Origin of the sequence: Oceanobacillus rekensis (assembly GCF_002153375.1) — a bacterium.
Taxonomy (GTDB): domain Bacteria; phylum Bacillota; class Bacilli; order Bacillales; family Amphibacillaceae; genus Oceanobacillus; species Oceanobacillus rekensis.
Genome location: NZ_MTBQ01000001.1, coordinates 472066 through 498368, shown reverse-complemented (window position 1 = coordinate 498368; position 26303 = coordinate 472066). Strand labels below are relative to the sequence as shown.

At 37.2% G+C, this 26303-nt stretch carries 20 protein-coding genes; 19 read left to right on the top strand and 1 reads right to left on the bottom strand.

Features of this window, described 5'->3' with window-relative positions:
• The first annotated feature begins 71 nt into the window (after positions 1-71).
• From dnaE to BV906_RS02530, 7 genes are all read left to right on the top strand, one after another.
• Positions 72-3434 carry a DNA polymerase III subunit alpha gene (gene dnaE / locus BV906_RS02560; RefSeq protein ID WP_087971898.1) on the top strand — a complete coding sequence of 1121 codons (3363 nt, stop codon included), beginning with the start codon at positions 72-74 and terminating at the stop codon, positions 3432-3434.
• 288 nt (positions 3435-3722) lie between these two features.
• Positions 3723-4958 (top strand): NADP-dependent malic enzyme, encoded by a 1236-nt coding sequence (ystJ, locus tag BV906_RS02555; protein ID WP_087971897.1) that lies wholly within the window; start codon positions 3723-3725, stop codon positions 4956-4958.
• A 454-nt stretch (positions 4959-5412) separates the two neighbouring features.
• Positions 5413-6273, top strand: a complete 861-nt coding sequence (accD, locus tag BV906_RS02550; RefSeq protein WP_087971896.1) for an acetyl-CoA carboxylase, carboxyltransferase subunit beta — start codon at positions 5413-5415, stop codon at positions 6271-6273.
• Positions 6270-7226, top strand: coding sequence for an acetyl-CoA carboxylase carboxyl transferase subunit alpha (gene accA, locus BV906_RS02545; protein WP_087971895.1), 957 nt, complete (start codon positions 6270-6272; stop codon positions 7224-7226). The genes accD and accA overlap by 4 nt, the downstream gene beginning before the upstream one ends.
• A 179-nt stretch (positions 7227-7405) precedes the next feature.
• Complete coding sequence (gene pfkA / locus BV906_RS02540; protein WP_087971894.1) at positions 7406-8365, top strand: 6-phosphofructokinase; 960 nt, start codon at positions 7406-7408, stop codon at positions 8363-8365.
• Positions 8366-8455: 90 nt separating this feature from the next.
• Positions 8456-10216 carry a pyruvate kinase gene (pyk, locus tag BV906_RS02535; protein ID WP_087971893.1) on the top strand — a complete coding sequence of 587 codons (1761 nt, stop codon included), beginning with the start codon at positions 8456-8458 and terminating at the stop codon, positions 10214-10216.
• 298 nt (positions 10217-10514) lie between these two features.
• Positions 10515-10904, top strand: coding sequence for an FxsA family protein (locus tag BV906_RS02530; protein ID WP_087971892.1), 390 nt, complete (start codon positions 10515-10517; stop codon positions 10902-10904).
• Position 10905: 1 nt separating this feature from the next.
• Here the strand turns inward: BV906_RS02530 and ytvI are convergent, their stop codons facing one another.
• Entirely contained in the window at positions 10906-12012 is a 1107-nt protein-coding gene (gene ytvI / locus BV906_RS02525; RefSeq protein WP_087971891.1) for a sporulation integral membrane protein YtvI, read from the bottom strand.
• 334 nt (positions 12013-12346) lie between these two features.
• On the opposite strand from ytvI, the gene citZ reads away from it, so the two are divergent.
• From citZ to BV906_RS02465, 12 genes are all read left to right on the top strand, one after another.
• The gene (gene citZ, locus BV906_RS02520) at positions 12347-13468 is read left to right on the top strand and encodes a citrate synthase (RefSeq protein ID WP_087971890.1); all 1122 of its coding nucleotides are present in this window, start codon (positions 12347-12349) and stop codon (positions 13466-13468) included.
• 86 nt (positions 13469-13554) lie between these two features.
• A complete protein-coding gene (icd, locus tag BV906_RS02515) occupies positions 13555-14826 on the top strand; it encodes an NADP-dependent isocitrate dehydrogenase (protein ID WP_087971889.1) in 1272 nt (423 codons plus the stop codon).
• A gap of 93 nt (positions 14827-14919) precedes the next feature.
• The gene (gene mdh, locus BV906_RS02510) at positions 14920-15858 is read left to right on the top strand and encodes a malate dehydrogenase (protein ID WP_087971888.1); all 939 of its coding nucleotides are present in this window, start codon (positions 14920-14922) and stop codon (positions 15856-15858) included.
• A 201-nt stretch (positions 15859-16059) separates the two neighbouring features.
• A complete protein-coding gene (locus BV906_RS02505; protein WP_087971887.1) occupies positions 16060-16752 on the top strand; it encodes a response regulator transcription factor in 693 nt (230 codons plus the stop codon).
• On the top strand, positions 16752-18116 hold the full coding sequence (gene pnpS, locus BV906_RS02500) for a two-component system histidine kinase PnpS (RefSeq protein WP_087971886.1): 1365 nt from the start codon (positions 16752-16754) through the stop codon (positions 18114-18116). Before BV906_RS02505 ends, pnpS begins: the two co-directional genes overlap by 1 nt.
• 136 nt (positions 18117-18252) lie before the next feature.
• Positions 18253-20889 (top strand): DNA polymerase I, encoded by a 2637-nt coding sequence (gene polA / locus BV906_RS02495; RefSeq protein ID WP_087971885.1) that lies wholly within the window; start codon positions 18253-18255, stop codon positions 20887-20889.
• 15 nt (positions 20890-20904) lie between these two features.
• On the top strand, positions 20905-21732 hold the full coding sequence (gene mutM, locus BV906_RS02490; RefSeq protein ID WP_087971884.1) for a DNA-formamidopyrimidine glycosylase: 828 nt from the start codon (positions 20905-20907) through the stop codon (positions 21730-21732).
• A 15-nt stretch (positions 21733-21747) separates the two neighbouring features.
• Complete coding sequence (gene coaE / locus BV906_RS02485) at positions 21748-22347, top strand: dephospho-CoA kinase (RefSeq protein WP_087971883.1); 600 nt, start codon at positions 21748-21750, stop codon at positions 22345-22347.
• Between the two features lie 213 nt (positions 22348-22560).
• A complete protein-coding gene (locus BV906_RS02480) occupies positions 22561-23592 on the top strand; it encodes a glyceraldehyde-3-phosphate dehydrogenase (protein ID WP_087971882.1) in 1032 nt (343 codons plus the stop codon).
• 244 nt (positions 23593-23836) lie between these two features.
• A complete protein-coding gene (locus BV906_RS02475; RefSeq protein WP_087971881.1) occupies positions 23837-24217 on the top strand; it encodes a cytosolic protein in 381 nt (126 codons plus the stop codon).
• Positions 24218-24365: 148 nt separating this feature from the next.
• Positions 24366-24833 (top strand): transcriptional regulator NrdR, encoded by a 468-nt coding sequence (nrdR, locus tag BV906_RS02470; protein WP_087971880.1) that lies wholly within the window; start codon positions 24366-24368, stop codon positions 24831-24833.
• Positions 24834-24947: 114 nt separating this feature from the next.
• The gene (locus tag BV906_RS02465; protein WP_087971879.1) at positions 24948-26279 is read left to right on the top strand and encodes a replication initiation and membrane attachment family protein; all 1332 of its coding nucleotides are present in this window, start codon (positions 24948-24950) and stop codon (positions 26277-26279) included.
• Positions 26280-26303 lie beyond the last annotated feature (24 nt).

The window sequence follows — 26303 nt, the reverse complement described above, 5'->3', positions numbered from 1 at the left end:
AAGTCCGGTAAAAATGATGTATCGAATCCTTTTTGAACACGGATTTTTAGAAAGAAAAAGGCGGGATTAGTATGGCATACACACATTTACAAGTGAAAAGCGGATATAGTTTAATGGATAGTACAATAACAATTCCTAAATTGGTGGAGCGGGCGAATGAGCTGGATTTCGATGCGCTTGCCCTTACAGATGTGGAAGTATTGTATGGCGTCATCCCTTTTTATCGTGCATGTGAGAGTTATGGCATCAAACCGATTATCGGTATGACCGTCCATGTTCGCGAACAGGAAGCAGATGAAAGTACCCCATGTGTTCTGTTAGCGAAAAACAATACTGGTTATCGTCAGTTAATGAAAATCAGTACAGCCATTCAACTTCAAGGCAAAGATGGTATAGCTAGGGAAGAATTACGTACGTACAGTGATCAGTTAATTTGTATCTTTCCTACGAATAGTGAGAAACTCCAAACCTATTTCCTTACATATACAAATGAAGATACAGCTGCATATTTAAATGAATGGCAAGCACTTTTCGCAGAGGGTGATTTTTACCTTGGTGTAGGACATCAGAGCACAGAAGAAGACAGACAACTGCTTCAGGCGGTAAAAGCTTTCCATGAAAGGTATAACATCCCTGTTGTAGCAATTAATAATGTGAGCTATCTTCATGAAAAAGATGATATTGCCTATGATTGCTTACAGGCAATGAAAAATGGGAAGAAGTGGGAATTGAAGATGATCGATCCCTTGTTAAAAAATAGACATCTTCGTTCGGAAGCTGAGATGATGGAGAGCTTCCATTCATTTTGGCCGGAAGTACTTGATGAGACGGAAGTCATTAAAAACAAATGTCATGTAACATTTGATTTCGACCAACAGCTTATCCCGTCTTTTCCTGTTCCAGATGGGATGAAGGCAAATGATTACTTAGCTAAACAGTGCTTTGAGAATGTTGAAAAGAAATACAGTGTCCTCACAGAAAAGATTAAAGATCGTTTAGCATATGAGCTTCATATTATTCAATCCATGAATTTCAGTGACTACTTTTTAATTGTGGCTGATTTTATTGCTTATGCTAAAGATAATCAAATTCTTGTTGGACCTGGACGGGGCTCTTCTGCAGGGTCAATTGTTGCCTATGTACTAGGTATCACAGATGTCGACCCCATTGAATACAACTTGTTATTCGAACGTTTCTTAAACCCGGAGCGATTGACAATGCCGGATATTGACGTTGATTTTTCTGATGCAAGACGGGATGAAGTAATTGAATATGTAAGAAACAAATATGGGGAAGACCATGTTGCCCAAATTATTACTTTTGGGACCTTTGCAGCACGATCCTTAATCAGAGAATTAATTAAAACAATGGATATTAATCAACAGGATGCAAATTTTATTTTAAAAGAAATACCGATCCAATCCAAAATGAGTATCCTGGAAATCATGAAAGCTTCTGAAGAACTGAATAATTATGTCAAAAGTTCACCAACATTAAAGGCTTTATTTTCCGTAGCTGTAAAACTCGAAGGATTACCGAGACATATTTCTACCCATGCTGCAGGGGTTGTTATCAGTGAGCAACCTTTAATCGGAAATGTACCATTAACAGTGGGGACAACAAATACACATCTTACCCAGTTTCCAATGAATGATTTGGAAGCAATCGGATTATTGAAAATGGATTTTCTTGGCTTGAGAAATTTAACATTGCTTGAGAAAATTATCCAGACGATCAAATACACAGCAGATAAGCACTTATCCTTGGAAAAGATTCCAGATTATGACGAGAAAACCTACGAATTGTTGCGAAAAGGGCAGACGAATGGTGTCTTCCAGTTGGAATCCCAAGGTATGAAGCAAGTTTTAACAAGACTCGCACCGACATCATTTGAAGATATTGTTGCTGTCAATGCGCTCTTCAGGCCGGGTCCAATGGACTTTATCCCTACTTATATTGCCCGCAAGCATGGGAAGGAAGAAGTTACCTATCCACACCCGGACTTGAAACCAATTCTTGAGAAGACATTTGGTGTTCTTGTTTATCAGGAACAGATCATGCAAATTGCCAATCAAATTGCCGGGTTTACCCTTGGTGAGGCAGATATATTGCGCAGGGCTGTCAGCAAAAAGAAAAAGGATGTCATGGACACCCAACGGGAAGCATTCATCAACGGGTGTAACAATAATGGTTATGATCAGTATATTGCGGAAGAGATTTTCAGCTGGATTGTTAAATTTTCCAACTATGGGTTTCCAAGAAGTCATGCGGTAGCATACAGTAAAATTTCCTATCAGCTTGCCTTTTTAAAAGCAAATTATCCTGCAAGCTTTTTTGCGGAATTATTAAGCAGTACTCGGAACCAACAAGAAAAGCAGCAGGCGTATATTCAGGAACTAAGAGGGATGGGTCAAGACATTCTCCCACCAAATATTAACCAGAGTTTTGGTAAATATACCGTGGAAAGAGCAAGCATCCGAATGGGACTATCTTCCATTAAAGGTGTCGGCAATCAAGCTATTTCGGAAATTATCCGTGTAAGGAAGGACGGTTCTTTTAAAAACCTTTTTGATTTCTGTCTGCGTGTGTCTTCTAAATTGGTTAATCGAACAACATTAGAAAATCTAATTATTGCAGGTACATTTGATGAAACACATTCAAATCGAGCAAGTTTACTAGCTTCCATAGAACAGGCTATGGAGCAGGGAGAGCTCTTCAGTGATTTCTCCAGTCAGTCCAGTTTATTTCAGAACAAGTTAGAACTTGAGGCCGATTATGTTAATATCGAAGACTTTAGTCAAGTTAAGAAGTTATCGGACGAAAAGGAACTTCTTGGAATGTATATATCAAGTCACCCGTTGAAGGAATACAGAACACGTTTAAGAGAGAATGGTTTTATTTCATTGGAGAATGCGGCTAAATTGGTTGGCAAGCGAAATATAAAGGCAACAGTGATTATTCAATCCATAAAAACAATTCGTACTAAACGCGGTGACCGAATGGCTTTTCTTACACTGGGTGATGAACAGACAGAAATGGATGCAGTTATTTTTCCTGACTTGTTCAGGGACACGAGTCGTTTCCTCGATGAGGAAGTAATCATCAGCATTACAGGGAAAGTCGAAGCGAGAAATAATAAGCTTCAATGGGTTATTGATTCATTGAAACCGTTTCAAGGTGAGGAGCTTTCCAATCAGCCTACAAAGCGTCTTTTTATAAGATCAAGCAGCAGTACAAGCAGAGATGCATTAAAAACGATTAAAAAAGTTGCAATGCACTATCCGGGTGCTACGCCAATTATTATTTATGATGAGGAAAAGAAGCAGACCTACCAACTTGCGGATGAATATTATGTTAAACCAGATCATGGGTGCATCACGGAATTGAATCGTTATTTCGGAAAAGAGAATGTAGTGCTCCAGAATAAATCTTGAGCATATCTCCACAACTAGAAGGCTGTTTTCAAAAATGAGATTGCGTTAATCGTCCCTTCCCAAAAGTTAGGTATACCATCGTTTATACGGTGATTAAGAAATAGAGATTACTTTACAGAGAAAAATCATCTGGTATAATAAAGAAGTTATTAATGGTCAGAACACTATAAAAATAAGTCGATTATTCTAATGCAACAGCAATTTTTATATTTACTTTTTCATGAATGCCACCCTAGATTAACTATATGACTAATAGACCTTCTACATAAAAGGGGAGAGAATAAACAAATGGCAAACTTAAGAGATGAAGCACTGCATATGCACAAAGTAAATCAAGGAAAATTAGAAGTCAACACAAAGGTACCAGTTAATAATGCAGAAGATTTAAGTCTGGCATACTCACCTGGAGTAGCGGAGCCGTGTAAGGAGATTTATGATCGAACCGAAACCGTATATGATTATACAATGAAAGGCAATATGGTAGCAGTTGTTAGTGATGGTTCAGCTGTACTTGGGCTTGGGAATATTGGTCCGGAGGCAGCACTTCCAGTTATGGAAGGTAAAGCTGTATTATTCAAAGGATTTGCAGGTGTTGATGCATTCCCAATTTGTTTAGCAACGCATGATGTAGATCAAATTGTGCAGACGGTTAAATTGCTTGAACCGAATTTTGGTGGTGTCAATCTGGAAGATATTGCTGCACCTAACTGTTTCATTATTGAAGAGCGTTTAAAAAGTGAAACGAACATTCCAATTTTCCATGATGATCAGCATGGAACTGCAATTGTGACGGTAGCAGGTTTGATTAATGCATTAAAGCTAGTTGGCAAGGAGTTTTCTGAGATTAAAGTAGTAGCCAATGGAGCCGGTGCAGCAGGCATTGCGATTATTCGTTTATTGCAGAGTTTTGGTGTCCGTGAAATGATTATGTGTGATTCCAAAGGAGCAATCTACGAAGACAGGCCATATGGAATGAATAATATGAAAGACACTGTTGCCAAGTTTACGAATAACAATAAACAAGAAGGTTCACTGGAAGATGTTCTAGTGGATGCAGATGTATTTATTGGAGTGTCTATCGGGGGGGCATTAACAAAAGACATGGTAGCCACCATGAATGATGATGCGATTATATTTGCAATGGCAAACCCTGATCCTGAAATACTACCGGGGGAAGCAAAAGAAGCAGGTGCAAGAGTCATTGGTACAGGTAGATCGGATTTTGCCAATCAAGTAAACAATGTGCTTGCGTTTCCAGGTATTTTCCGAGGAGCATTAGATGTTAGAGCTACAAGAATCAATGAACAAATGAAAGTAGCGGCGGCAGAAGCGATTGCATCACTGATAGATGAAAGTGAGTTGCATGATGATTATGTAATTCCAAGTCCTTTTGACAAGCGTGTTGCACCATTAGTAGCTTCTAGAGTTGCAATGGCGGCGATGGACTCAGGTGTCGCTCGGATAAAGGTTGATCCAGAGGAAATTGCAGAAAAAACAAGAAGATTAACCAATATAGAAAGATAAATAATTGTGTTTGCAAAAATAAAATTAAAAACGAACTGGGTTTTTGGAAATCCTTTACAAGTTTCAAAATTGCGGATTTCCTGTATGCAGTGTCAATGTCAACCAAGCAACATAGATGGTTTTTACATAAAACATAACATTAACTTCAACTATTTATTTAATAAAATGTAAAATCTTATTGAATAAGATTTGGATTTAAATGAAGGAATTCTCCCATACTGTTAGCAACTAATGTTAGATAATTAGTTTATTCAAAACTGACAGAATTAGCATGATGATTCATCCATCTTAAGGGTTGATTTTTAAGTGAAATGATGTTGTCAAACGGTTGAGAGAAAACAATTTCTTTCAACTGTTTTTGACACTCTTTTAGCAAAGCTATCGTTATTGAGAAAGTTCTAGAAAAATTTGTACATGCTTGCATGACAAGGTAGGTATTAAAGGAGGAATAACCTTGCTAAAGGATTTTTTCGGCAAGCGCAAGAAATATGCATCCATACCGAATGAACAGGCTAAGATGGATGTTCCTGAAGGACTTATGCAAAAATGCAGGAGTTGCAATAAAATATATTATCGAAAAGAAATGAAGAAATCAATGAACGTATGTCCAAACTGTGGCTATCATCATCCAATGACAGCATGGGAACGAATAGACAGTTTATTTGATGTGGAATCATTTCAAGAATGGGACAAAGGAATAACTTCCGGAAACCCACTTAATTTTCCTGATTATGAGGAGAAAATTGCAAAAGACCGTCAAAAAACAGAACTGAACGAGGGTGTTGTTACCGGAAAAGGAATGATAGATGGCATTTGGGTTGCATTTGCTGTCATGGATTCTAGTTTCCGCATGGGCAGTATGGGCTCCGCAATGGGTGAGAAAATTGCTCGGGCAATTGAAAATGCAAAAAATGAATCATTGCCTTTTTGTATTTTTACAGCTTCTGGTGGAGCGAGGATGCAGGAAGGTGTTTTAAGCTTAATGCAGATGGCAAAAACCTCTATTGCCATTAAACGCTTTAGTGATAAAGGTGGATTAATGATTTCTGTCATGACGCACCCAACTACTGGCGGTGTTTCAGCGAGCTTTGCTTCCATTGGTGATTATAACTTTGCTGAACCTGGTGCATTAATAGGATTTGCTGGAAGAAGAATCATTGAACAAACCATTCGTGAAAAGTTACCAGAAGATTTTCAGACTGCAGAGTTTCAATTAAAGCATGGTCAATTAGATAAAGTAATTCACCGACATGATATGAAATCAACCCTTTCAAAGCTTCTTGAATTGCATCATAAAGGTGGCGAAAAACAATGAATCAGGCACTTGAATTTGAAAAGCCGATTATTAACTTGAAAGAAAAGATAGCAGAGTTGAAAAGTTTTACGGAGAATAGTGAAATAGATTTAACGGCTGAGATTGAAACGTTGGAAAAACGTCTCTCTGTTCTCGAGGATGAAATTTATGGTAACTTGAAACCGTGGAATCGAGTTCAGATGGCTAGGCATCCAATGCGTCCAACAACATTGGATTATATAGGAAAACTATTCACCGACTTTATCGAATTTCATGGTGATCGAAACTATGGGGATGATGAAGCAATTGTAGCAGGAATAGCATATTATAACGGAAAACCTGTAACCGTAATTGGTCATCAACGTGGAAAAGACACGAAAGAAAATATTCGCAGAAACTTTGGAATGCCACATCCGGAGGGATATCGAAAAGCACTACGGCATATGAAACAGGCGGAGAAATTCAATCGGCCAATTATTTGTTTTATTGATACGAAGGGAGCATACCCAGGAAAAGCTGCCGAAGAAAGAGGGCAAAGTGAAGCAATTGCTAGAAACCTGATGGAAATGGCAGGGCTGACTGTCCCGATTGTTTGCATCGTTATTGGTGAAGGTGGTAGTGGAGGCGCTTTGGCATTGGGTGTCGGAGACCAGATTCATATGCTGGAGAATTCCACTTATTCGGTAATTTCTCCAGAAGGTGCAGCAGCACTTCTTTGGAAGGATTCGGGACAAGCTAAACGGGCGGCCGAATCAATGAAAATTACTGCCAATGATTTGAAAGAATTGAAGGTAATAGATCAGGTCATACCAGAACCTAAAGGTGGAGCACATCGCGATCTTGATAAGCAATCAGTAAATATCGATCAAATTCTAAAGCTTTCGTTAGATTCTTTAAGTAAATTAACGAAAGAAGAATTACTTGAAAATAGATGGGAAAAGTATAAACAGATTGGTACGTATGAGATAATATAGTATCTGTAGTAGTTGAGGCTGATAATTTATAGTATCAGTCTCTTAGTTTGCGAAGATCATTATAAATTTATCTTTACACATAGGATAATCATTGCTATTTCTACTGTTTTTATTTATCTTTAAAGGGTATGGTACAGTAAAAGTCGATTTATAATCTTGCAACAAGAGGTGATATAAGAATGAAGAAAATTGGCGTACTAACAAGTGGAGGAGATTCACCTGGCATGAATGCAGCTATTCGTGCTGTTGTTAGAAAAGCGATTTTTCATGAGTTAGAAGTATATGGAATCAAAAATGGATTCCAAGGACTTATGGAAGGTAATATTCAAAAAATGAATCTTGGATCTGTGGGGGATATCATACAGCGCGGTGGAACAATATTATTTTCAGCACGTAGTGAGGAATTTAAAACGGAGAAAGGCCAGCAACGCGCCATCGAACAATTGAAAAAAGTCGGGATTGATGGGCTAATTGTTATTGGTGGAGATGGGAGTTTCCATGGTGCGAAAAAGCTAACCGAAAAAGGTTTTCCGTGTATCGGTGTACCAGGTACCATAGATAACGATATTTCTGGCACTGATTTTACAATTGGATTTGATACGTCCTTAAATACAATTATTGAAGCTGTGGATAAAGTCCGTGATACTGCAACATCACACGAGCGAACGTATATTATCGAAGTTATGGGAAGAAATGCTGGTGACCTTGCACTCTGGGCAGGTCTTGCTGGTGGGGCAGAAAGTATTCTGATCCCTGAGAAAAAAGAAGACTTCAAAGAAATCGTTGATCGTTTGAAACGTGGACATGATCGTGGCAAGAAGCACAGTATTATACTACTTGCTGAAGGTGTCGGAAGCGGTTTTGACTTTGGGGATCGAATTGAAAAAGAAACCAATCTCGAAACACGTGTAACGGTTCTAGGTTATATTCAGCGTGGTGGATCACCATCTGCAACAGATAGAGTACTTGCGAGCCGTTTAGGTGCGAAAGCGGTAGAACTGCTTATTAATGGACAAGGTGGTAGAATGGTTGGAATACAGCAAAATGTATTGGTTGATCATCCATTTGATGAAGTGTTTACAAAAGATCATTCCATCAATGAAGAAATGTATCAGCTTTCCAAAGAATTATCCATCTAGATTTCCATAATTAAAATGGAATGATTAACAAATGCTTACAACAAGAACTGTAAAACTTTAGGAATGATGAACAAGGAGGAAGAAAGATACATGAGAAATACTAAAATTGTATGTACTATAGGACCAGCTTCAGAGACGGTGGAGACACTTGAGAGGTTAATTGATGCTGGAATGAACGTTGCTAGACTAAACTTTTCACATGGTGATTTTGACGAGCATGGTGCCCGCATAAAGAATATAAGAGAAGCTGCTAAAAATAAAAATAAAACAGTAGCCATTTTATTGGATACGAAAGGTCCAGAAATTAGAACAAGTAACTTTATAGAAGGCTATGCGGATCTTGTACAAGGAAATAATGTCATTATTTCTATGCATGAAGTAGAAGGTACTGCAGAGAAGTTTTCTGTAACATATGAAGGTTTAATCAATGATGTACATGTGGGATCCAAAATTTTGCTTGATGACGGATTGATTGAACTTGAAGTAATTGAAATTGATCAGGCAAGAGGCGAAATTACTACAAAGGCAATGAACTCCGGTGTAATTAAAAATAAAAAAGGTGTCAATGTACCTAATGTATCTGTAAATCTTCCAGGGATTACAGAAAAGGATGCTGCAGACATTAGTTTTGGGATTGAACAGGATGTTGATTTTATTGCAGCATCTTTCGTTCGCCGGGCATCTGATATTCTTGAAATCAAAGAATTACTTGAAAGCAAACAGGGTACACATATCCAAATCATCTCTAAAATTGAAAATCAGGAAGGTGTCGACAATATTGACAGCATCCTGGAAGTAAGTGATGGATTGATGGTAGCGCGTGGAGATCTAGGTGTAGAGATACCTGCTGAGGATGTTCCACTCGTACAAAAGGCAATGATTAAAGAATGTAATAATGTAGGGAAACCAGTTATTACCGCAACACAAATGCTTGACTCAATGCAGAGAAATCCTCGTCCAACTAGAGCGGAAGCATCTGACGTTGCCAATGCAATTTTTGATGGAACAGATGCAATTATGCTTTCTGGTGAAACTGCTGCAGGGATTTACCCGGTTGAAGCAGTACAAACGATGAGCAATATCGCATTGAAAGCAGAATCTGCCTTGGAACATAAATCAATTTTAAACGAACGGTCCAAAAATGTAGATATGACGATTACAGAAGCAATTAGCCAATCTGTAACACATACAGCGCTTAATCTAAGTGTTGATACCATCATTACACCAACGGAAAGTGGTCACACAGCAAGAATGATTTCAAAATACAGACCACAAGCAACGATTCTTGCGGTTACGTTCTCTGACTCGGTTAATCGCCAACTCTCTCTTGTTTGGGGTGTACATGCAGTAAAAGGTGAAGTTGCTAAATCTACAGATGAAATGCTTGATATCGCAATTGATAAAGGATTAGAAACAGGCCTATGTGTACGTGGAAGCAGAGTAATTATTACTGCAGGTGTACCAGTAGCTGAAAGTGGTACAACAAATCTGTTGAAAGTTCATGTTATTGGTGATGTTATTGCTAAAGGGCAAGGTATTGGCAGAAGAAGCGCATATGGCCGTGCTGTTTTCGCTAAAACGAATGATGCGGCATTAGCAAATGTTCAGGAGGGCGATATCCTTGTGACACATGCTACAGATCGTGATATGATGCCTGCAATTGAAAAAGCTTCTGCAATCATCACAGAAGAAGGTGGTTTGACTTCTCATGCAGCTGTTGTAGGTTTAAGCCTTGGAATACCGGTTATCGTTGGTGTCGAGGGTGTTTTCGAACTTCTTAATGATGGCCAGGATATAACAGTTGATAGTACAAAAGGTGATATTTACGAAGGTCATGCAAGCGTACTTTAATTTATAATTTCAGAACAGAAGTGCCTCTTGTCTTAAGGTGTTACTGTTAAAAAATGGAAATCGGTATATTGCCGATTTTCATTTTTTTAATGAGTTAATAAAAAATATGAATTGGCAAGCAATTAAATTCATGGATATAAAGAGCACGTCCAGTTGCACACCGAACTGACCTACATCCTCGGTTTCCTTTATTACGGCAGGCTAAAGAAGTGTCCATACGTCACTAATCTAGCTTTTTAGATTTTGCTGTTTCCTTGCCATTCGTGATAAAATGAAAGGGCGGAAAGGATGTTTTAGGATGCGCTGGTTATTGTTAGCTCTGCTGATTATTCCCGCCATGGAAATTGGTGTTTTTATTTGGATAGGTGGAATGACTGGTCCTTGGTGGATCGTATTTCTAATCGTATTGACTGGTTTAATAGGTGTGGCTCTTGCCAAAAATCAAGGCATGGCTGTATGGAGGAAAGCCCAGTTACAGATGGGTAAGGGAATTCCACCAACAGATGAAATAATTGATGGAATATGTATTTTTATTGGTGCTGTATTTTTATTTTCACCTGGATTTATTACTGATATTGTAGGATTTATTTTTGTGCTGCCTTTTACAAGAGGGCCACTGAAACATATAATACGCAATAGAATGATTAAAATGATGGGAAACGGGACAGTCATTTATCGGAAATGGTAATCTAACCCCGAATGAAATTCCAAATTATTTGCATGATACCTGACTGATAGCAGGCATTTCCCAAAACGATAATTATTGGAGCAATTAAAAGTCCTGCAAATCCCCATAATTGAATCCCAATGAACATACCGGTCAAGACAATCAATGGATGGATACCGATATTAGCTGAAAGTATTTTCGGTTCAAGAATTTGTCTGGATATAATCAAAATCATATATAGAATGCTGAGTCCAATTGTCAACTGGTAATCAGACATCGCATATAGGTAAAGTATCCAAGGAATAAAGAGAATACCTGTCCCAACATATGGAATTAAATCGACAACAGCCGCGAACAAGGTGATTGTTAATGCATGATCTACTTGCAGAACTAAGAGTCCTGATAGAATGATGCAAGCTGAAATAAAGATCAATGTTAGTTGTGCCTTTAGAAAACCGTTGATTGCAAGCTTTAAATGACTAATTAGCATGTGTATGGATTTTCCTGCCCTTTTAGGAATAAACCGTTTAGTAATTTCTTTTAAATTCTCATAATCATTTGAGATCATAAATGTTGCAAGCATTATAAATGCAATTGTTGTCAATGAACCCGGTATGATAGCAAGTATAGCAGGAACTTTCACCAGTGTACTATGGAGAAATTCTGTTCCGGATGATGCAACGAAATCAGTCAATGATCGAACATATTCCGTTATGGTCACTTGTTGTTCAGTACCAAGCGAATGAAAAAGGGAAATAAGTCTTTCATATAAAGGTAATAAGTGATTGTTGAAAATAGACTCAAGAAACAAAACAAATGAATGAAAATGTTTTGGTATTTGATCAGCCAGAAATAATGAACTTTGGTATACCTCTGTTATTATTAATAATAACAGACCGAAAAATATGAGAAGTAAACTAATCATCGTAAATATTATCGAAATAAACCTCGGTAACTTTGCCTTTTTTTCAAGTAAATTGATAAAAGGATACATGATGGTGGAAATAATGACAGCAACTAATAGTGGATAAATAAAGTTGAATGAATATATAAAAATGATTCCAATCGTTATGAATCCACAGATCACAATAAAAAAACGTACCATTTGTAATACCAATGATTTCTGCATATATATGTCCCCCAATGTAAAATAGGCCTGTACTATTTTACATATGATTCATGGAGTTATAATAGACTAACAGAAGAGGTTTTGAGTACACACTTTTAGTAAAAACTAGGAAATTAAACGGTTTCAATTCACTTTCTGATGAAAATCCTTTATAATAACAATTGGGGTGGACAATAATAGATACTATAGATGTAAAGTTAATAGTAGAGTGGCATTTCATCTGCTTTTTAAACATAATACATAGAAAGCCGATGCTGCAGAAATTATTGTCAAGTGATATTGTGCATTTTTAGCAAAATGCAGCGATTAACATATGAAAAAGGAGAGGGTTACTATGACAACATCCACAAAGGGGTTAGAAGGTATTGTCGCAACTCAATCGTCTATCAGCTCGATCATTGATGATCAACTATCCTATGTTGGTTACCGAATTGATGATTTAGCTGTGAATTCAAGTTTTGAAGAGGTAATTTACTTACTTTGGAATTTGAAACTTCCTAATAAAAAAGAATTGGAAGAAATAAAGAAAGAACTCGCAGAACATATGGAAATACCGGATGCGATTATTGATCATTTGCGCTCTTATGATTTATCTGCCGTTCATCCAATGGCAGCATTGCGTACTGCAGTGTCATTACTTGGAGTATATGATACTGAGGCAGATGTAATGGATCCAGAAGCAAATAAACGCAAAGCTGTTGCAATCCAAGCTAAGATTGCAACGATTGTAGCCGCTTTCTCGAGAATTCGCAATGGTCAGGATCCTATTAAACCGAAGAAAGACTTAGGATACGCAGAGAATTTCTTGTACATGCTTAATGGAAAAGTAGCAGAAGAAATTGAAATAGAAGCGATTAATAAAGCATTAGTATTGCATGCTGATCATGAATTAAATGCTTCCACTTTCACAGCAAGAGTTTGTGTTGCAACTTTGTCAGACATTTATTCTGGCATTACTGCTGCAATTGGTGCCTTAAAAGGTCCATTGCACGGGGGAGCAAACGAAAATGTTATGAATATGCTGACTGAAATTGGTGAAGAGGAAAATTGTATACCTTATATTAAGAAGAAATTTGAAAATAAAGAAAAAATAATGGGTATGGGTCATCGTGTATATCGTAATGGAGATCCACGTGCGAAACACTTAAGGAAAATGTCTAAAGAACTAACTAAACTTACTGGTCAGGAAAAATGGTATAAGATGTCTGTTAAGATTGAAGAATACGTTAAGGAACATAAGGGTCTTCCAGCTAATGTAGATTTCTATAGTGCATCTGTTTATCACAGCCTAGGCATTGACCATGATTTATTTACACCAATATTCGCAGTAAGTCGAACATCAGGCTGGTTGGCACATATTCTAGAACAATACGAAAACAACCGTTTAATCAGACCTCGTGCTGAATATACGGGACCAGAACTGCAAGAATATATTGAAATCGCTAAACGCAGCTAATTTAATTTAATTTATTTTAATTGGGAACCAGGGATAGCTGGTAATCTAGCTATCCTCTTTATATAAACTTAGGAGGTTATTATCAAATGGCACAGGGAGAAAAAATTATCGTAGAAAATGGCAACTTAAATGTACCAAACAATCCAATCATTCCTTTTATTGAAGGTGACGGTACTGGTCCAGATATTTGGTCATCAGCAAAAGCAGTAATAGAAGCATCCGTTGAGAAAGCATATAGTGGAGAAAAGAAAATTGATTGGTTGGAAGTATATGCTGGTCAAAAGGCTTTTGATAAAACAGGGGAATGGCTTCCACAGGACACATTAGATAAAATTAATGAATACAAAATTGCGATTAAAGGTCCATTAACAACACCAATTGGCGGTGGAATCCGTTCTCTTAACGTTGCATTGCGTCAAGAGCTTGATTTATTCACATGCCTACGTCCAGTACGTTATTTTGAGGGTGTACCATCACCAGTTAAACGTCCTGAAGATGTGGATATGGCTATTTTCCGTGAGAACACAGAAGATATTTATGCTGGAATTGAGTGGCAAAAAGGAACAGACGAAGTTAAAAAAGTAATTAATTTCCTTAAAAATGACATGGGTGTTAAAAATATTCGCTTCCCTGAAACATCAGGCATCGGGGTTAAACCAGTTTCTGAGGAAGGCACAAAACGTTTAGTTCGTTCTGCAATTGATTATGCATTAACGGAAGGACGTAAAAGTGTTACTCTAGTACATAAAGGTAACATCATGAAATTTACAGAAGGTGCTTTTAAACAATGGGGTTATGAAGTAGCAGAGCAAGAATTTGGTGACAAAGTATTTACTTGGGCTGAATATGACCGTCTTGTAGAATCAGATGGTCAAGATGCTGCAAACAAGGCACAAGACGATGCGCTAGCTTCAGGTAAAATTCTAGTTAAAGATGCGATTGCTGATATCTTCTTGCAACAAATTCTTACTCGTCCAAAAGAGTTTGATGTTGTTGCAACAATGAACTTGAATGGTGATTATATTTCTGATGCTCTTGCAGCACAAGTAGGTGGAATTGGTATTGCTCCGGGAGCTAACATCAATTATGATACTGGACATGCTATTTTCGAAGCAACGCATGGTACTGCACCGAAATATGCAGGCTTAGATAAAGTAAACCCTTCATCAGTTATTCTATCAGCTGTATTGATGCTTGAGCATCTTGGATGGAGAGAAGCTGCTGACTTAATTACTAAATCAATGGACAAAACAATTGCATCCAAAGTAGTAACATATGACTTTGCCCGTCTGATGGATGGTGCAACAGAAGTTAAGTGTTCTGAGTTTGGTCAAGAACTAATTAAAAACATGGGTTAATTATGTATATATACGGTAGCGACCATCTGATTATGGATGGTCGTTTACCGTATAGTTTTATATATTAATAGTTCATAAAAAGGGGGAAATATGATGGGGTTACAAAGAAGAAAGATTTCCGTAATCGGATCTGGATTTACTGGTGCAACTACAGCTTTAATGCTTGCTCAAAAAGAACTTGGTGACGTTGTACTGGTGGATATTCCTCAAATGGAGGATCCTACGAAAGGAAAAGCTCTTGATATGGCTGAAGCAGCTCCAGTTCAGGGATTTGATGCCAAAATAATTGGTACGTCAAATTATGAAGATACAAAAGACTCTGATTTAGTTATCGTTACTGCTGGGATTGCTCGTAAGCCAGGCATGAGCCGAGATGATTTAGTAAATACAAATGCCAACATTATGAAAACGGTTGCGAAGGATATTGTTAATTTTTCTCCAGACACTACTATTATCGTGTTAACTAATCCGGTTGATGCAATGACATATACAGTGTTTAAAGAATCCGGACTACCAAAAGAGCGCGTGATCGGCCAATCTGGCGTCCTTGATACGGCTCGTTTTCGTTCTTTTGTTGCTGAAGAATTAAACCTGTCTGTAAAAGACGTTACAGGTTTTGTTCTTGGTGGACATGGAGACGATATGGTTCCATTAATCCGCTACTCCCATGCAGGAGGGATTCCACTAGAAAAATTGATTTCTAAAGAACGTCTAGAAGAAATTGTTCAACGTACGCGAACAGGTGGAGGAGAAATCGTTAACTTACTTGGCGATGGCAGTGCATATTATGCACCAGCAGCTTCACTGACTGTAATGGCTGAAGCAATACTTAAAGATCAACGCCGTGTTATTCCTTCCATTGCATTTCTTCAGGGTGAATATGGTTATAACGATATCTACCTTGGTGTTCCAACAATTCTTGGTGGGAAAGGTATCGAAGAAATTATTGAATTAGATTTAACCGCTGAAGAAAAAGCAGCATTGGACAAATCTGCTGAATCCGTGAAAAATGTACTTTCTGTATTAAATTAATAGTATCCACATAAAAGTCTTTCACTACAGATAAATGCAGTGAAGGACTTTTTGAATACAATTAGACAAAACTCGGGGAGTGACTGGTACCGGATGTTAAGTTTATTTAATATTTCTATATTTGTTATACCTTTGGTGGTAATAATGATAAGATAATAATAGAATAGAAAAATTAGGTGCTGAATATGGGGGTTTTTACTTGTGAGTCAAAAAATTTTAATTGTAGATGATGAAAAACCAATTATAACTCTATTAAATTATAATATTAAGAAAGCAGGTTACGAGACGGATGTTGCATATGATGGTTTGGAAGCCATTCGAAAATGTGAAACGAATGAGTATGATTTGATTGTGCTCGATTTAATGCTTCCGGAAATGGATGGAATGGAAGTTTGTAAACATTTACGAATGAATAAAATGGATACGCCGATCCTGATGCTGACAGCAAAAGATGAAGAGTTTGATAAGATTCTGGGATTAGAAATGGGTGCAGATGATTATTTAACGAAACCATTCAGCCCAAAGGAAGTGGTGGCCAGAATTAAAGCCATTTTAAGAAGAACTACAATATCTACAGAACCAAATTTTAATTTATTGAAGGTTGGTAATCTTGTTATCTTCCCGGAACGTTATGAAGCAGAGATGAATACCAAAACAATTACATTCACAAGAAAAGAATTTGAGCTGTTATATCATCTTGCCAAAAATAAGGGAAAGGTTATTTCAAGAGACCAGCTACTTAGCAGTGTTTGGGACTACGATTTTGTTGGAGACACTAGAATTGTTGATGTACATATAAGCCACTTGCGAGATAAAATTGAACCGAACTCAAAAAAACCAATCTATATTAAAACAGTAAGAGGACTTGGTTATAAAATAGAGGAGCCCGTTTAATGAAAGATTTATTCTCCAAGACATTATTACCATATGTATCGGTAATAATTTTAAGTTTGCTTGCTGTTGGAGTAATTGTATGGAAGTCAGAAGCCCATCCGTTAATATTAGTTGGTCTATTATTGATTGAAGCATTTATTTTACTTATCATGCTGTCTTTGCTATTTAATAAATATGTAAAACCTCTTCATAAGGCAACTAGCACAATTGACGAAATTACGAAAGGTAATTATAATGTCAGATTTCATAGTTCGGTAAGCGAAGAGATTGAGGAACTTAGTTTGAAAATCAACTCGCTGGCAAGGAATATGAGTGAGATTACCTTGCAAGAACAGAGACAGTCTGAGCAATTAACGACTATTATTGACAACATGCAAAGTGCACTGGTACTAATTGATGAAAAGGGATATATTCATCTAGTTAATCGGAAATTTTTATCGATGTTCGGTAAAACGGAAAGGGACTATAAAGGTTATCTGTACTACGATGTTCTGGAAGAAGAAAAATTTCATCAAACGGTACAAAATACGTTTCTATATGAACGTAATATGAAGGGATCCTTTATCCATGGATCTGGATTGAATAAATTACATCTTGAAATTATTGGTGCGCCTATATTCAATGAACGGAACATGTTAAAAGGTGCAGTATTGGTTCTTTATGATATAACCGAATTAAAGAAATTGGAGAAAACACGCAAAGACTTTGTGGCCAATGTTTCCCACGAGCTAAGAACCCCTGTTACATCCATTAAAGGTTTTTCCGAGACATTATTAGAATCCGGTTTAAATGATGCGGATACGACGAAAGAATTCCTAACTATCATTCATAATGAAAGCCATCGTCTGCAACTTTTAATTGAAGATTTATTATCATTATCAAGGCTTGAGAGAGAAAATTATCATCTCATCTTAAATAAGTTTAAGGCTTTCGAATTAATTAATGAAATAGTACCTGCATTCAAACATCATGCAGAGCAAAAAGGACTTAATTTTTCTATCGATGTAGATGAAGCATTAACAATAAAAGCTGACAAAGAACGGTTGAAACAAGTAATTGTTAATTTATTGGATAATGCAATCCACTATACTTCTGAAAATGGCAGTGTCGAATTCTATCTCGGTCATATAAAGGACTTTATCCATATTAAGATTGCAGATACTGGAATCGGAATGGAAGAAAAGGTAATACCGAGAATTTTTGAGCGTTTTTATCGGGTTGATAAAGCACGCAGCAGGAACACTGGTGGTACTGGTCTTGGGTTGGCAATCGTCAAGCATATAATTGAAGTACATGGTGGGAAAATCGATGTGGAAAGTGAAGTAAATAAAGGTACGACCATTCATGTATATTTGCCAAAATAAACATCCTCTAGTAGTAGGGGATGTTTTTTTGCGGGTAGATATGTTTTATTCAAATCTAACATACCATTATTTTTTCTTTTCCTAGTAGAGAATGCTAAAATGAGTTAAGGAATCATTTATACAGGAGGATAACCGAATGTCAAAAAAACTAGTATTAATTGATGGCAACAGTATTATTTATCGTGCGTTTTTTGCTTTGCCACTTTTGAATAATGATAAAGGTGTTTATACAAATGCAGTTTACGGATTTACGACAATGCTATTACGAATTTTGGAAGAGGAGAAACCTACCCATTTACTTGTAGCATTTGATGCTGGAAAAACGACTTTTCGCCATTCAACGTACAAGGAATATAAAGGTGGTCGTCAGAAGACACCTTCTGAGCTTTCCGAACAGTTTCCTGTTATGAAGGAACTGCTTGATGCGTTTGATATCAAACATTATCAACTGGATCAATATGAGGCAGATGATATTATTGGCACATTGTCAAAGCAAGGAAATCATGAAGACTTTCAAGTAACCATTATTTCCGGTGATAAAGACATGCTTCAGCTTGTATCTGATTACGTCACCGTTCATGTGACGAAAAAGGGAATTAGTGACATCGAGAAATATACTCCTGATTATATGGTTGAGAAAATGGAAATAACTCCTGAACAAATTATTGATTTAAAAGCATTGATGGGGGATAGCTCGGATAATATTCCAGGAGTTCCAGGAGTCGGCCTAAAAACAGCAACCAAACTTATTAAGCAGTATAATACATTGCAAGAAGTATATGAACATCTTGAAGAAGTGAACGGGAAAAAATTAAAGGAAAACCTGACAAACCATAAAAAAGATGCATTTATGAGTAAGGAATTAGTTACAATTAATCGTGATTCCCCGATTGAAATTTCCATTGATGATATCACCTACGATGGTTTTGAACAGCCAAAACTTAGTACAGCATTTAAAGATTTAGGTTTTCTCTCCCTTCTGAACCGTATTTCTGATGGCGTGGAAGTGGAGGAAGAAAGAACGGAAATGAGTGAGATTTCATTTACCATTGTAGAAGAAGTGACAGATAGCATGTTTACCGGCAATGAATCACTTGTCGTTGAAATGATTGGTGAAAATTACCATTTGTCAGACATTGACGGATTTGGAGTCGTCAATGAAGAGGGGGCATATTTCATTTCTACTGAAATTGCACTCCAATCTGATGCTTTTAAGACATGGGCTGAGGACATTACAAAGCCGAAAAATGTTTTCGATGCGAAAAAAACAATGGTTGCCTTATTAAGGAACAATATCCATATCCAGGGAATAGCTTTTGATATGTTCCTTGCATCCTATTTACTTAACCCAGCTGAGAATAATCATGACATTCCAGCCATTGGAAATAGAATGGGCAAAAAAGATGTTTTATTTGATGAAGAGGTTTACGGTAAGGGAGCAAAAATGAAAGTCCCAGAATTAGCCGAACTTGCAGAACATGTCGTCCGTAAAACAACTACATTATTTGTATTAAAAGATGAAATGGAAGATTTACTAAATAAAAATGAACAATATGAATTACTGAAAGAGTTGGAAATGCCGCTAGCCCTAATTCTGGGAGAAATGGAACATCTAGGTGTTCGAGTGGATATAAGCAAATTAGAAGAAATGGGTGTGGGGTTAAAAGGCCGTTTAAGTACACTGGAGGAAGAAATTTATGAACTCGCAGGGGAAACATTTAATATAAACTCACCTAAACAGCTTGGTCCCATATTATTTGAAAAATTAGCTTTGCCAGCAATTAAGAAAACGAAAACGGGCTATTCCACTGCAGCGAATGTTCTGGAACAATTACAAAGTGAACACGAAATTATTCCTAAACTACTTTTATATCGTCAGCTTGGGAAGCTGCAGTCGACGTATATTGAAGGGCTATTAAAAGTGGTTCGAAAAGACACAAATAAAATTCATACCAGATTCAATCAAGCACTTACACAAACAGGCAGATTAAGCTCAACTGATCCTAACCTGCAAAACATTCCGATTCGGATAGAGGAAGGAAGGAAAATCAGAGAAGCATTTGTTCCAGCAGAAGATGACTGGATCATTTTCGCAGCCGATTACTCGCAAATCGAATTACGAGTACTTGCACACATCGCAAATGATGAACAATTAGTTGCTGCTTTCAAAAACGATTTGGATATACATACGAAAACAGCGATGGATGTTTTCCATGTGGATAAGGATCAAGTTACATCCAATATGAGACGACAAGCAAAAGCAGTGAACTTTGGTATTGTGTATGGTATCAGCGATTATGGACTTTCTCAAAGCCTTGATATTACAAGAAAAGAAGCCAAAAACTTTATCGAGCGCTATTTCGCAAGTTACCCAGGGGTAAAACAGTATATGGAAGATATCGTTCAAGAAGCGAAGCATAAAGGCTTTGTAACAACAATTATGAACAGACGCAGGTATTTACCTGAAATAACAAGTCGCAATTTCAATGTGCGAAGTTTTGCAGAGCGCACCGCGATGAACACACCGATTCAGGGAAGTGCCGCGGACATTATTAAAAAAGCAATGATTGATTTACATTGGAAATTGAAAGATGAAAAACTTCAGGCAAGAGTGCTGCTTCAAGTTCATGATGAACTGATTCTTGAAGCACCAAAAGAAGAACTGGACATCTTGAAAAAAATCGTACCGGAAATGATGGAAAACACCATAGAATTAAATGTGCCATTAAAAGTAGATTATGAATATGGTACAAGCTGGTTCGATGCAAAATAAGGAGAAATAGACACCATGCCCGAATTACCAGAAGTAGAAACAATTAAAAATACATTAAAGCAATTTGTCCTGAATAAAAAAATTGAAAAAGTAGAAGTGTATTGGCCGAACATCATTAAAGAACCTGATGACACAGAACATTTTAAGGTACTGCTTAAAGGGCAAAGCATTCAAGAACTATCCAGGAAAGGGAAGTTCCTCCTGTTTTATCTGGATGATTATGTGCTGATTTCCCATCTGCGAATGGAAGGGAAATACAGTGTACATCCATCCTTGGAACCAGTGAAAAAACATACACATGTCATTTTTACATTTACAAATGGGGAAGAGCTTCGTTATAACGATGTTAGGAAATTTGGAACGATGCATGTTTATGAAAAAGGCCAGGAATTTATAAATAAACCATTAAACCAGCTCGGACCAGATCCTTTCGACGATACTTTTACGTTTGATTATTTTTACCAAAAGCTGAAAAAGACAGATCGTTTCATTAAAGCAGCATTATTGGACCAGACAATCGTTACAGGACTTGGAAATATTTACGTCGATGAAACTTTATTCAAAGCTGGTGTTCATCCATTGAAACGGGCAAGTAAACTGACAAAAAAAGAAGTCAAAGTCATTCAGGAACAGGCGATAGCCACCCTGGAAGAGGCTGTAAGGGCTGGGGGAACGACCATTAGATCTTATGTAAACAGTCAAGGTGATATGGGAATGTTTCAGCAGGAATTATATGTTTATGGTCAAGAGAATAAAGCATGCAAAAAATGCGGTACCGAAATAACGAAAATGAAAGTAGCTGGGCGTGGAACACATGTATGCCCAACATGCCAAAAAAGTTAAAAGAGGTGTAAAGGTATGTCCCTAAGTATTGGATTAACCGGTAGTATTGCGAGTGGAAAAAGTACTGTATCACTCATGTTTGATGATTTCAATATTCCAGTAGTGGACGCCGATAAGATTGCAAGGGAAGTTGTTGAACCGGGGAAGCAAGCCTATGAGAAAATTGTGGAAGCTTTTGGTGAATCAATTTTACGAGCTGACAGTACATTGGATAGACCAGCACTTGGTGCTATTATTTTTGCAGATAAACCGAAGAGAGAACTTTTAAACAGTATTGTACATCCAGCCGTTCGTGAAAACATGCTGCTACAGAGGGATGAGCATTTGAAATCAGGTGCAAAGTGTGTAGTGCTGGACATTCCCTTATTATTTGAAAGCAAACTGACCGATTTCGTGGATCGGACCATCGTTGTATTTGTTGACGAATCTGTACAACTTAGCAGACTAATGAAACGGGATAATTATTCAGAGGAAGAAGCAATCCAGCGAATTCAGTCTCAAATGCCACTGAGAGATAAGGTAAAGCTTGCGGATGCAGTCATCGATAATAATGGATCGAAATCAAATTCCTACGAGCAATTGGAAAAACTGTTAATAGAGTGGAATATATTTTAAAATAAAAAGCGTAAGCCCGTAAAGTAAAGGACTGGACAATGGAAATGGATCATTTGTCTGGTCCTTTTCTATGAAAAAACCCATAATTATGTCCATTTCAAAAAGATATATAAATTTATGATAAATATGGAACACATTTCGAACACAATGTGTTATACTAATTAACATAAACAGAAGTAAAAGTATAACCTATATAGGAGGATTAAGTTTCTTATGAACAAAACTCGTGTGGCCATAACTGGATTTGGACGGATTGGACGTATGGTGTTCCGTCAAGCAATTACAGATAATCAATTAGAAGTAGTCGCAATTAATGCAAGCTATCCTCCTGAGACGCTTGCACATCTAATAAAATATGATAGTGTGCATGGTATTTTTGACGGTGAAGTGAAAGCGCTTCAGGATGGAATTGAAGTTAACCAAAAAAAGGTAAAACTAGTCAACTCGAGAGAACCTGAAAATCTTCCATGGAAAGAATTTGATATTGACGTTGTTATTGAAGCAACAGGTAAATTTACGACAAAAGAATCTGCTGGTTTACATCTAGAAGCTGGAGCAAAGAAAGTTGTGATTACGGCGCCGGGTAAACAAGTGGATAAAACAATTGTTATGGGAGTAAATGATGCTGCCTATATCCCTGAGAAGGACAATGTGATTTCGAACGCTTCATGTACCACGAATTGTCTTGCACCAATTGTAAAAGTACTGGATGATAATTTTTCAATTGTTAACGGGCTGATGACTACCGTACATGCATTCACGAATGACCAGAAAAATTTGGATAATCCGCATAAAGATTTACGTCGAGCACGTGGTTGTACCCAATCCATTATACCAACGACGACAGGCGCAGCAAAGGCTTTAAGCGAAGTATTGCCACATTTGCAAGGAAAGCTTCATGGAATGGCATTACGTGTGCCTACACCGAACGTATCACTTGTCGATTTAGTTGTTGATGTAGAAAAGTCAGTTACCATTGAAGATGTAAATCAAGCTTTTAAGGAAGCTTCAGAAAATGAACTTAGAGGAATCATTGATTATTCAGAGGATCCATTAGTTTCAATTGATTACACTACAACCGAATTTTCTGCTATTGTTGATGGTTTATCCACCATTGTAATGGAAGGTAATAAACTGAAAGTCATTGCATGGTATGATAATGAATGGGGCTATTCTAAACGTGTACTTGACCTGACAAAACATGTAGGAAACTATTTATTTCAACCAACAGCAAATATCTCATAATAATCTGTATTCAAAAAGGAGGATAAAAAGGACAGGGAAGTTCAAAGTGGCGAAGAATTTCGATGTGCCATTTTTACCGGAATTTTTAAACATCCTCTAATAATAGATACTAACCCATGCGCCAATTTCGATGAAGCATCGAAATTGGCGCATTTAATTTTTACCAACTAGAGGATTTACGTAAAACGTGTTAGAATATATTAATAGATATGTATGAAATAAGATGCAGGTTGGGGTGCGAAAAATGTCGATAGGCAATATGCTTAAAAAATATTTTAACAAACATGCAGAAACCGGGGAAAAACATTGGGATGAAACTTTAAGAACCCATTATTATAAAACTAGTAAAGATAAAGCAATGGCAATGCTAGAAAATAACTTTAAAAATAGTGCGGAATTCGAAATAAATGCCATTTCCGCTGAACATGGTGAATTGAGTGTCGTGTACAAAAAAGGGAAAAAGGCTTTTATTGTGGCAACGGTTATCATGGTTCGGCCATACAATACAGCGATTGACTTTTCAGTAACGACTGAATCATTACTACCAATTGATTTTGGTTATAGTACGAAACTCATCAATCAGCTTTATTCACAAGTAAATAGGGAATTGCCATTGATAAAGTGAAACTTTATTCAGTGGGGTCCCTTCTTCCCCCACTTACCTTCCACGGACTACTTGAAATCTCGAAGTGGGGGTCTTACTTCCCGTTTAGGCGGGATAAATGATAAAAATAGGTAACGATGAAAGCTAGAAAGAATGGGGATGAACTAACATGCGATGTTCCAATTGCCATAATAAGAATACGAAAGTACTGGATTCCCGTCCGATAGAAGAAGGGAGTTCAATCCGTAGACGCAGAGAATGTGAAAAATGCGGCTTTCGTTTTACAACGTTTGAACGGATGGAAGAAGTCCCATTAATTGTTGTGAAAAAGGATGGTGTAAGACAGGAATTTTCAAGGGAAAAACTGACAAGGGGATTAATTAGAGCGTGTGAAAAAAGGCCAGTAGCGCTTGAAACCATTGAATCACTTGCACTTGATGTGGAAAGAGAATTGCGTAATCAAGGTTCATCCGAAGTTTCTAGTATTGATATTGGTGAACTGGTGATGGAACGATTATCCAAGGTCGATGAAGTATCCTACGTTAGATTTGCTTCCGTTTATCGTCAGTTTAAAGACATCACCGTTTTTTTGGACGAGCTGAAAGATATTATCAACACAGACAAAGATAAAAAATAACATATGTACGTGTTCAAATAGGAGGATAAAAAGGTCCAAAATTCGAGGTATCCTTTATACCGGACTTTTTGAACATCCTCTAATCTCTATCTTCTACAAAAAGGTGTGACAAACATGAACTATATTGGTCAAATTTTGCCGGTGGACGGCTATATTGTGACACAAAAAGAATATTTGCCTGTCGATTACGCCAAATCACTGACACATTTATATCAGCCATTGATAGGGATTTATGCTGTAGCTCTTTATCAGACGCTTTTGCATGATAAGGACTTACAGCAGGATTATTCACCCCAGACCCATCATACATTAATGAACTACCTAAATCTGCCGTTGAATGAAATCTATGAGTCCAGAAGAAAACTGGAGGGCATAGGTTTATTAAAAACTTATAAGCAAAACTGGGAGTCTAGTGATCTGTATACATACGAACTACAGAGTCCATTTGCTCCTGACAATTTCTTTAAGGATGCCATGCTTTCCCAATTATTATACCACCATATTGGGGATCAGAAATACCGCCTATTAAAAAATCACTATCTACAAACGGCTGCTGATGATAATGGAGAGAATATAACAGCTGTTTTTAGTGAGATTTTTCAGACATTTGCACCATCCGCAGAAGCTTTGGATGGAATACCGAAACAGGAATCATCTTCAGAGGAAATTAATATGGATTTCACTTGGATGGAGCAGATGCTGAAACAGCGTATGATTCCGGTAAGGAAAGTATTAACTTCTAATAATCGTAAATTGATTTATCAAATGATGGTACTTTATGAACTAGAAACATACGAAATCGATAAGTCGGTATTATGGGCATTAACGGATGAAAACTTATTGGATACAGAAGAATTTAAAGTAGCCTGCCATGATTTGTTTAAGGCCAAAAATAATAATAAACCAATCAGACTGACAGAGGTCGCCCAGCCTGTCAAAAAGGAAATAAAAGAAACACCAACGACAAAAGAAGAAATGCTAATCCAGGAATTGGAGACAATATCACCAAAGCAGCTTCTAGAGGATTTATCGAGTGGTAACCATGCATCTGAACAAGATATGAAGGCAATACGCGAAGTGATGACAACGCAAGGGTTACCATCACCTGTCATGAATGTTTTGATCCACTATGTACTTTTACAGACGAATATGAAGTTGTCAAAGGCATATCTTGATAAAATTGCTAGCCACTGGTCGCGAGCAAATATAAAAACAGCAAAAGAAGCAATGGTGTTTGCGAAAAAAGAGCAGGAACGTTTTCAAAAAGATATGTCGCGAAAGTCAACCTATAATCGAAAACAAGTTTCCAAGGAAATTGTTCCGGATTGGTTTAAAGAGAAAAAGCATAAGCAGGTGAAACAACCTGCAGTTGCTAATAATACAATTATGACGAAGGAGCAAGAAGAGGTTGCAGCAAGGCTGAGACAATATTCAAATGGAAACTAATCTAGTCATGTGTTAGGATGATGA

Bases quoted from the DNA above. Each gene is read 5' to 3' on its own strand.
- pfkA (WP_087971894.1), top strand. From the start codon at position 7,406: ATGAAGAAAATTGGCGTACTAACAAGTGGAGGAGATTCACCTGGCATG.
- coaE (WP_087971883.1), top strand. From the start codon at position 21,748: ATGTCCCTAAGTATTGGATTAACCGGTAGTATTGCGAGTGGAAAAAGT.
- nrdR (WP_087971880.1), top strand. From the start codon at position 24,366: ATGCGATGTTCCAATTGCCATAATAAGAATACGAAAGTACTGGATTCC.
- mdh (WP_087971888.1), top strand. From the start codon at position 14,920: ATGGGGTTACAAAGAAGAAAGATTTCCGTAATCGGATCTGGATTTACT.
- citZ (WP_087971890.1), top strand. From the start codon at position 12,347: ATGACAACATCCACAAAGGGGTTAGAAGGTATTGTCGCAACTCAATCG.
- BV906_RS02480 (WP_087971882.1), top strand. From the start codon at position 22,561: ATGAACAAAACTCGTGTGGCCATAACTGGATTTGGACGGATTGGACGT.
- icd (WP_087971889.1), top strand. From the start codon at position 13,555: ATGGCACAGGGAGAAAAAATTATCGTAGAAAATGGCAACTTAAATGTA.
- mutM (WP_087971884.1), top strand. From the start codon at position 20,905: ATGCCCGAATTACCAGAAGTAGAAACAATTAAAAATACATTAAAGCAA.
- BV906_RS02530 (WP_087971892.1), top strand. From the start codon at position 10,515: ATGCGCTGGTTATTGTTAGCTCTGCTGATTATTCCCGCCATGGAAATT.
- pnpS (WP_087971886.1), top strand. From the start codon at position 16,752: ATGAAAGATTTATTCTCCAAGACATTATTACCATATGTATCGGTAATA.
- accA (WP_087971895.1), top strand. From the start codon at position 6,270: ATGAATCAGGCACTTGAATTTGAAAAGCCGATTATTAACTTGAAAGAA.
- BV906_RS02465 (WP_087971879.1), top strand. From the start codon at position 24,948: ATGAACTATATTGGTCAAATTTTGCCGGTGGACGGCTATATTGTGACA.
- pyk (WP_087971893.1), top strand. From the start codon at position 8,456: ATGAGAAATACTAAAATTGTATGTACTATAGGACCAGCTTCAGAGACG.
- polA (WP_087971885.1), top strand. From the start codon at position 18,253: ATGTCAAAAAAACTAGTATTAATTGATGGCAACAGTATTATTTATCGT.
- ystJ (WP_087971897.1), top strand. From the start codon at position 3,723: ATGGCAAACTTAAGAGATGAAGCACTGCATATGCACAAAGTAAATCAA.
- ytvI (WP_087971891.1), bottom strand. From the start codon at position 12,012: ATGCAGAAATCATTGGTATTACAAATGGTACGTTTTTTTATTGTGATC.
- dnaE (WP_087971898.1), top strand. From the start codon at position 72: ATGGCATACACACATTTACAAGTGAAAAGCGGATATAGTTTAATGGAT.
- BV906_RS02475 (WP_087971881.1), top strand. From the start codon at position 23,837: ATGTCGATAGGCAATATGCTTAAAAAATATTTTAACAAACATGCAGAA.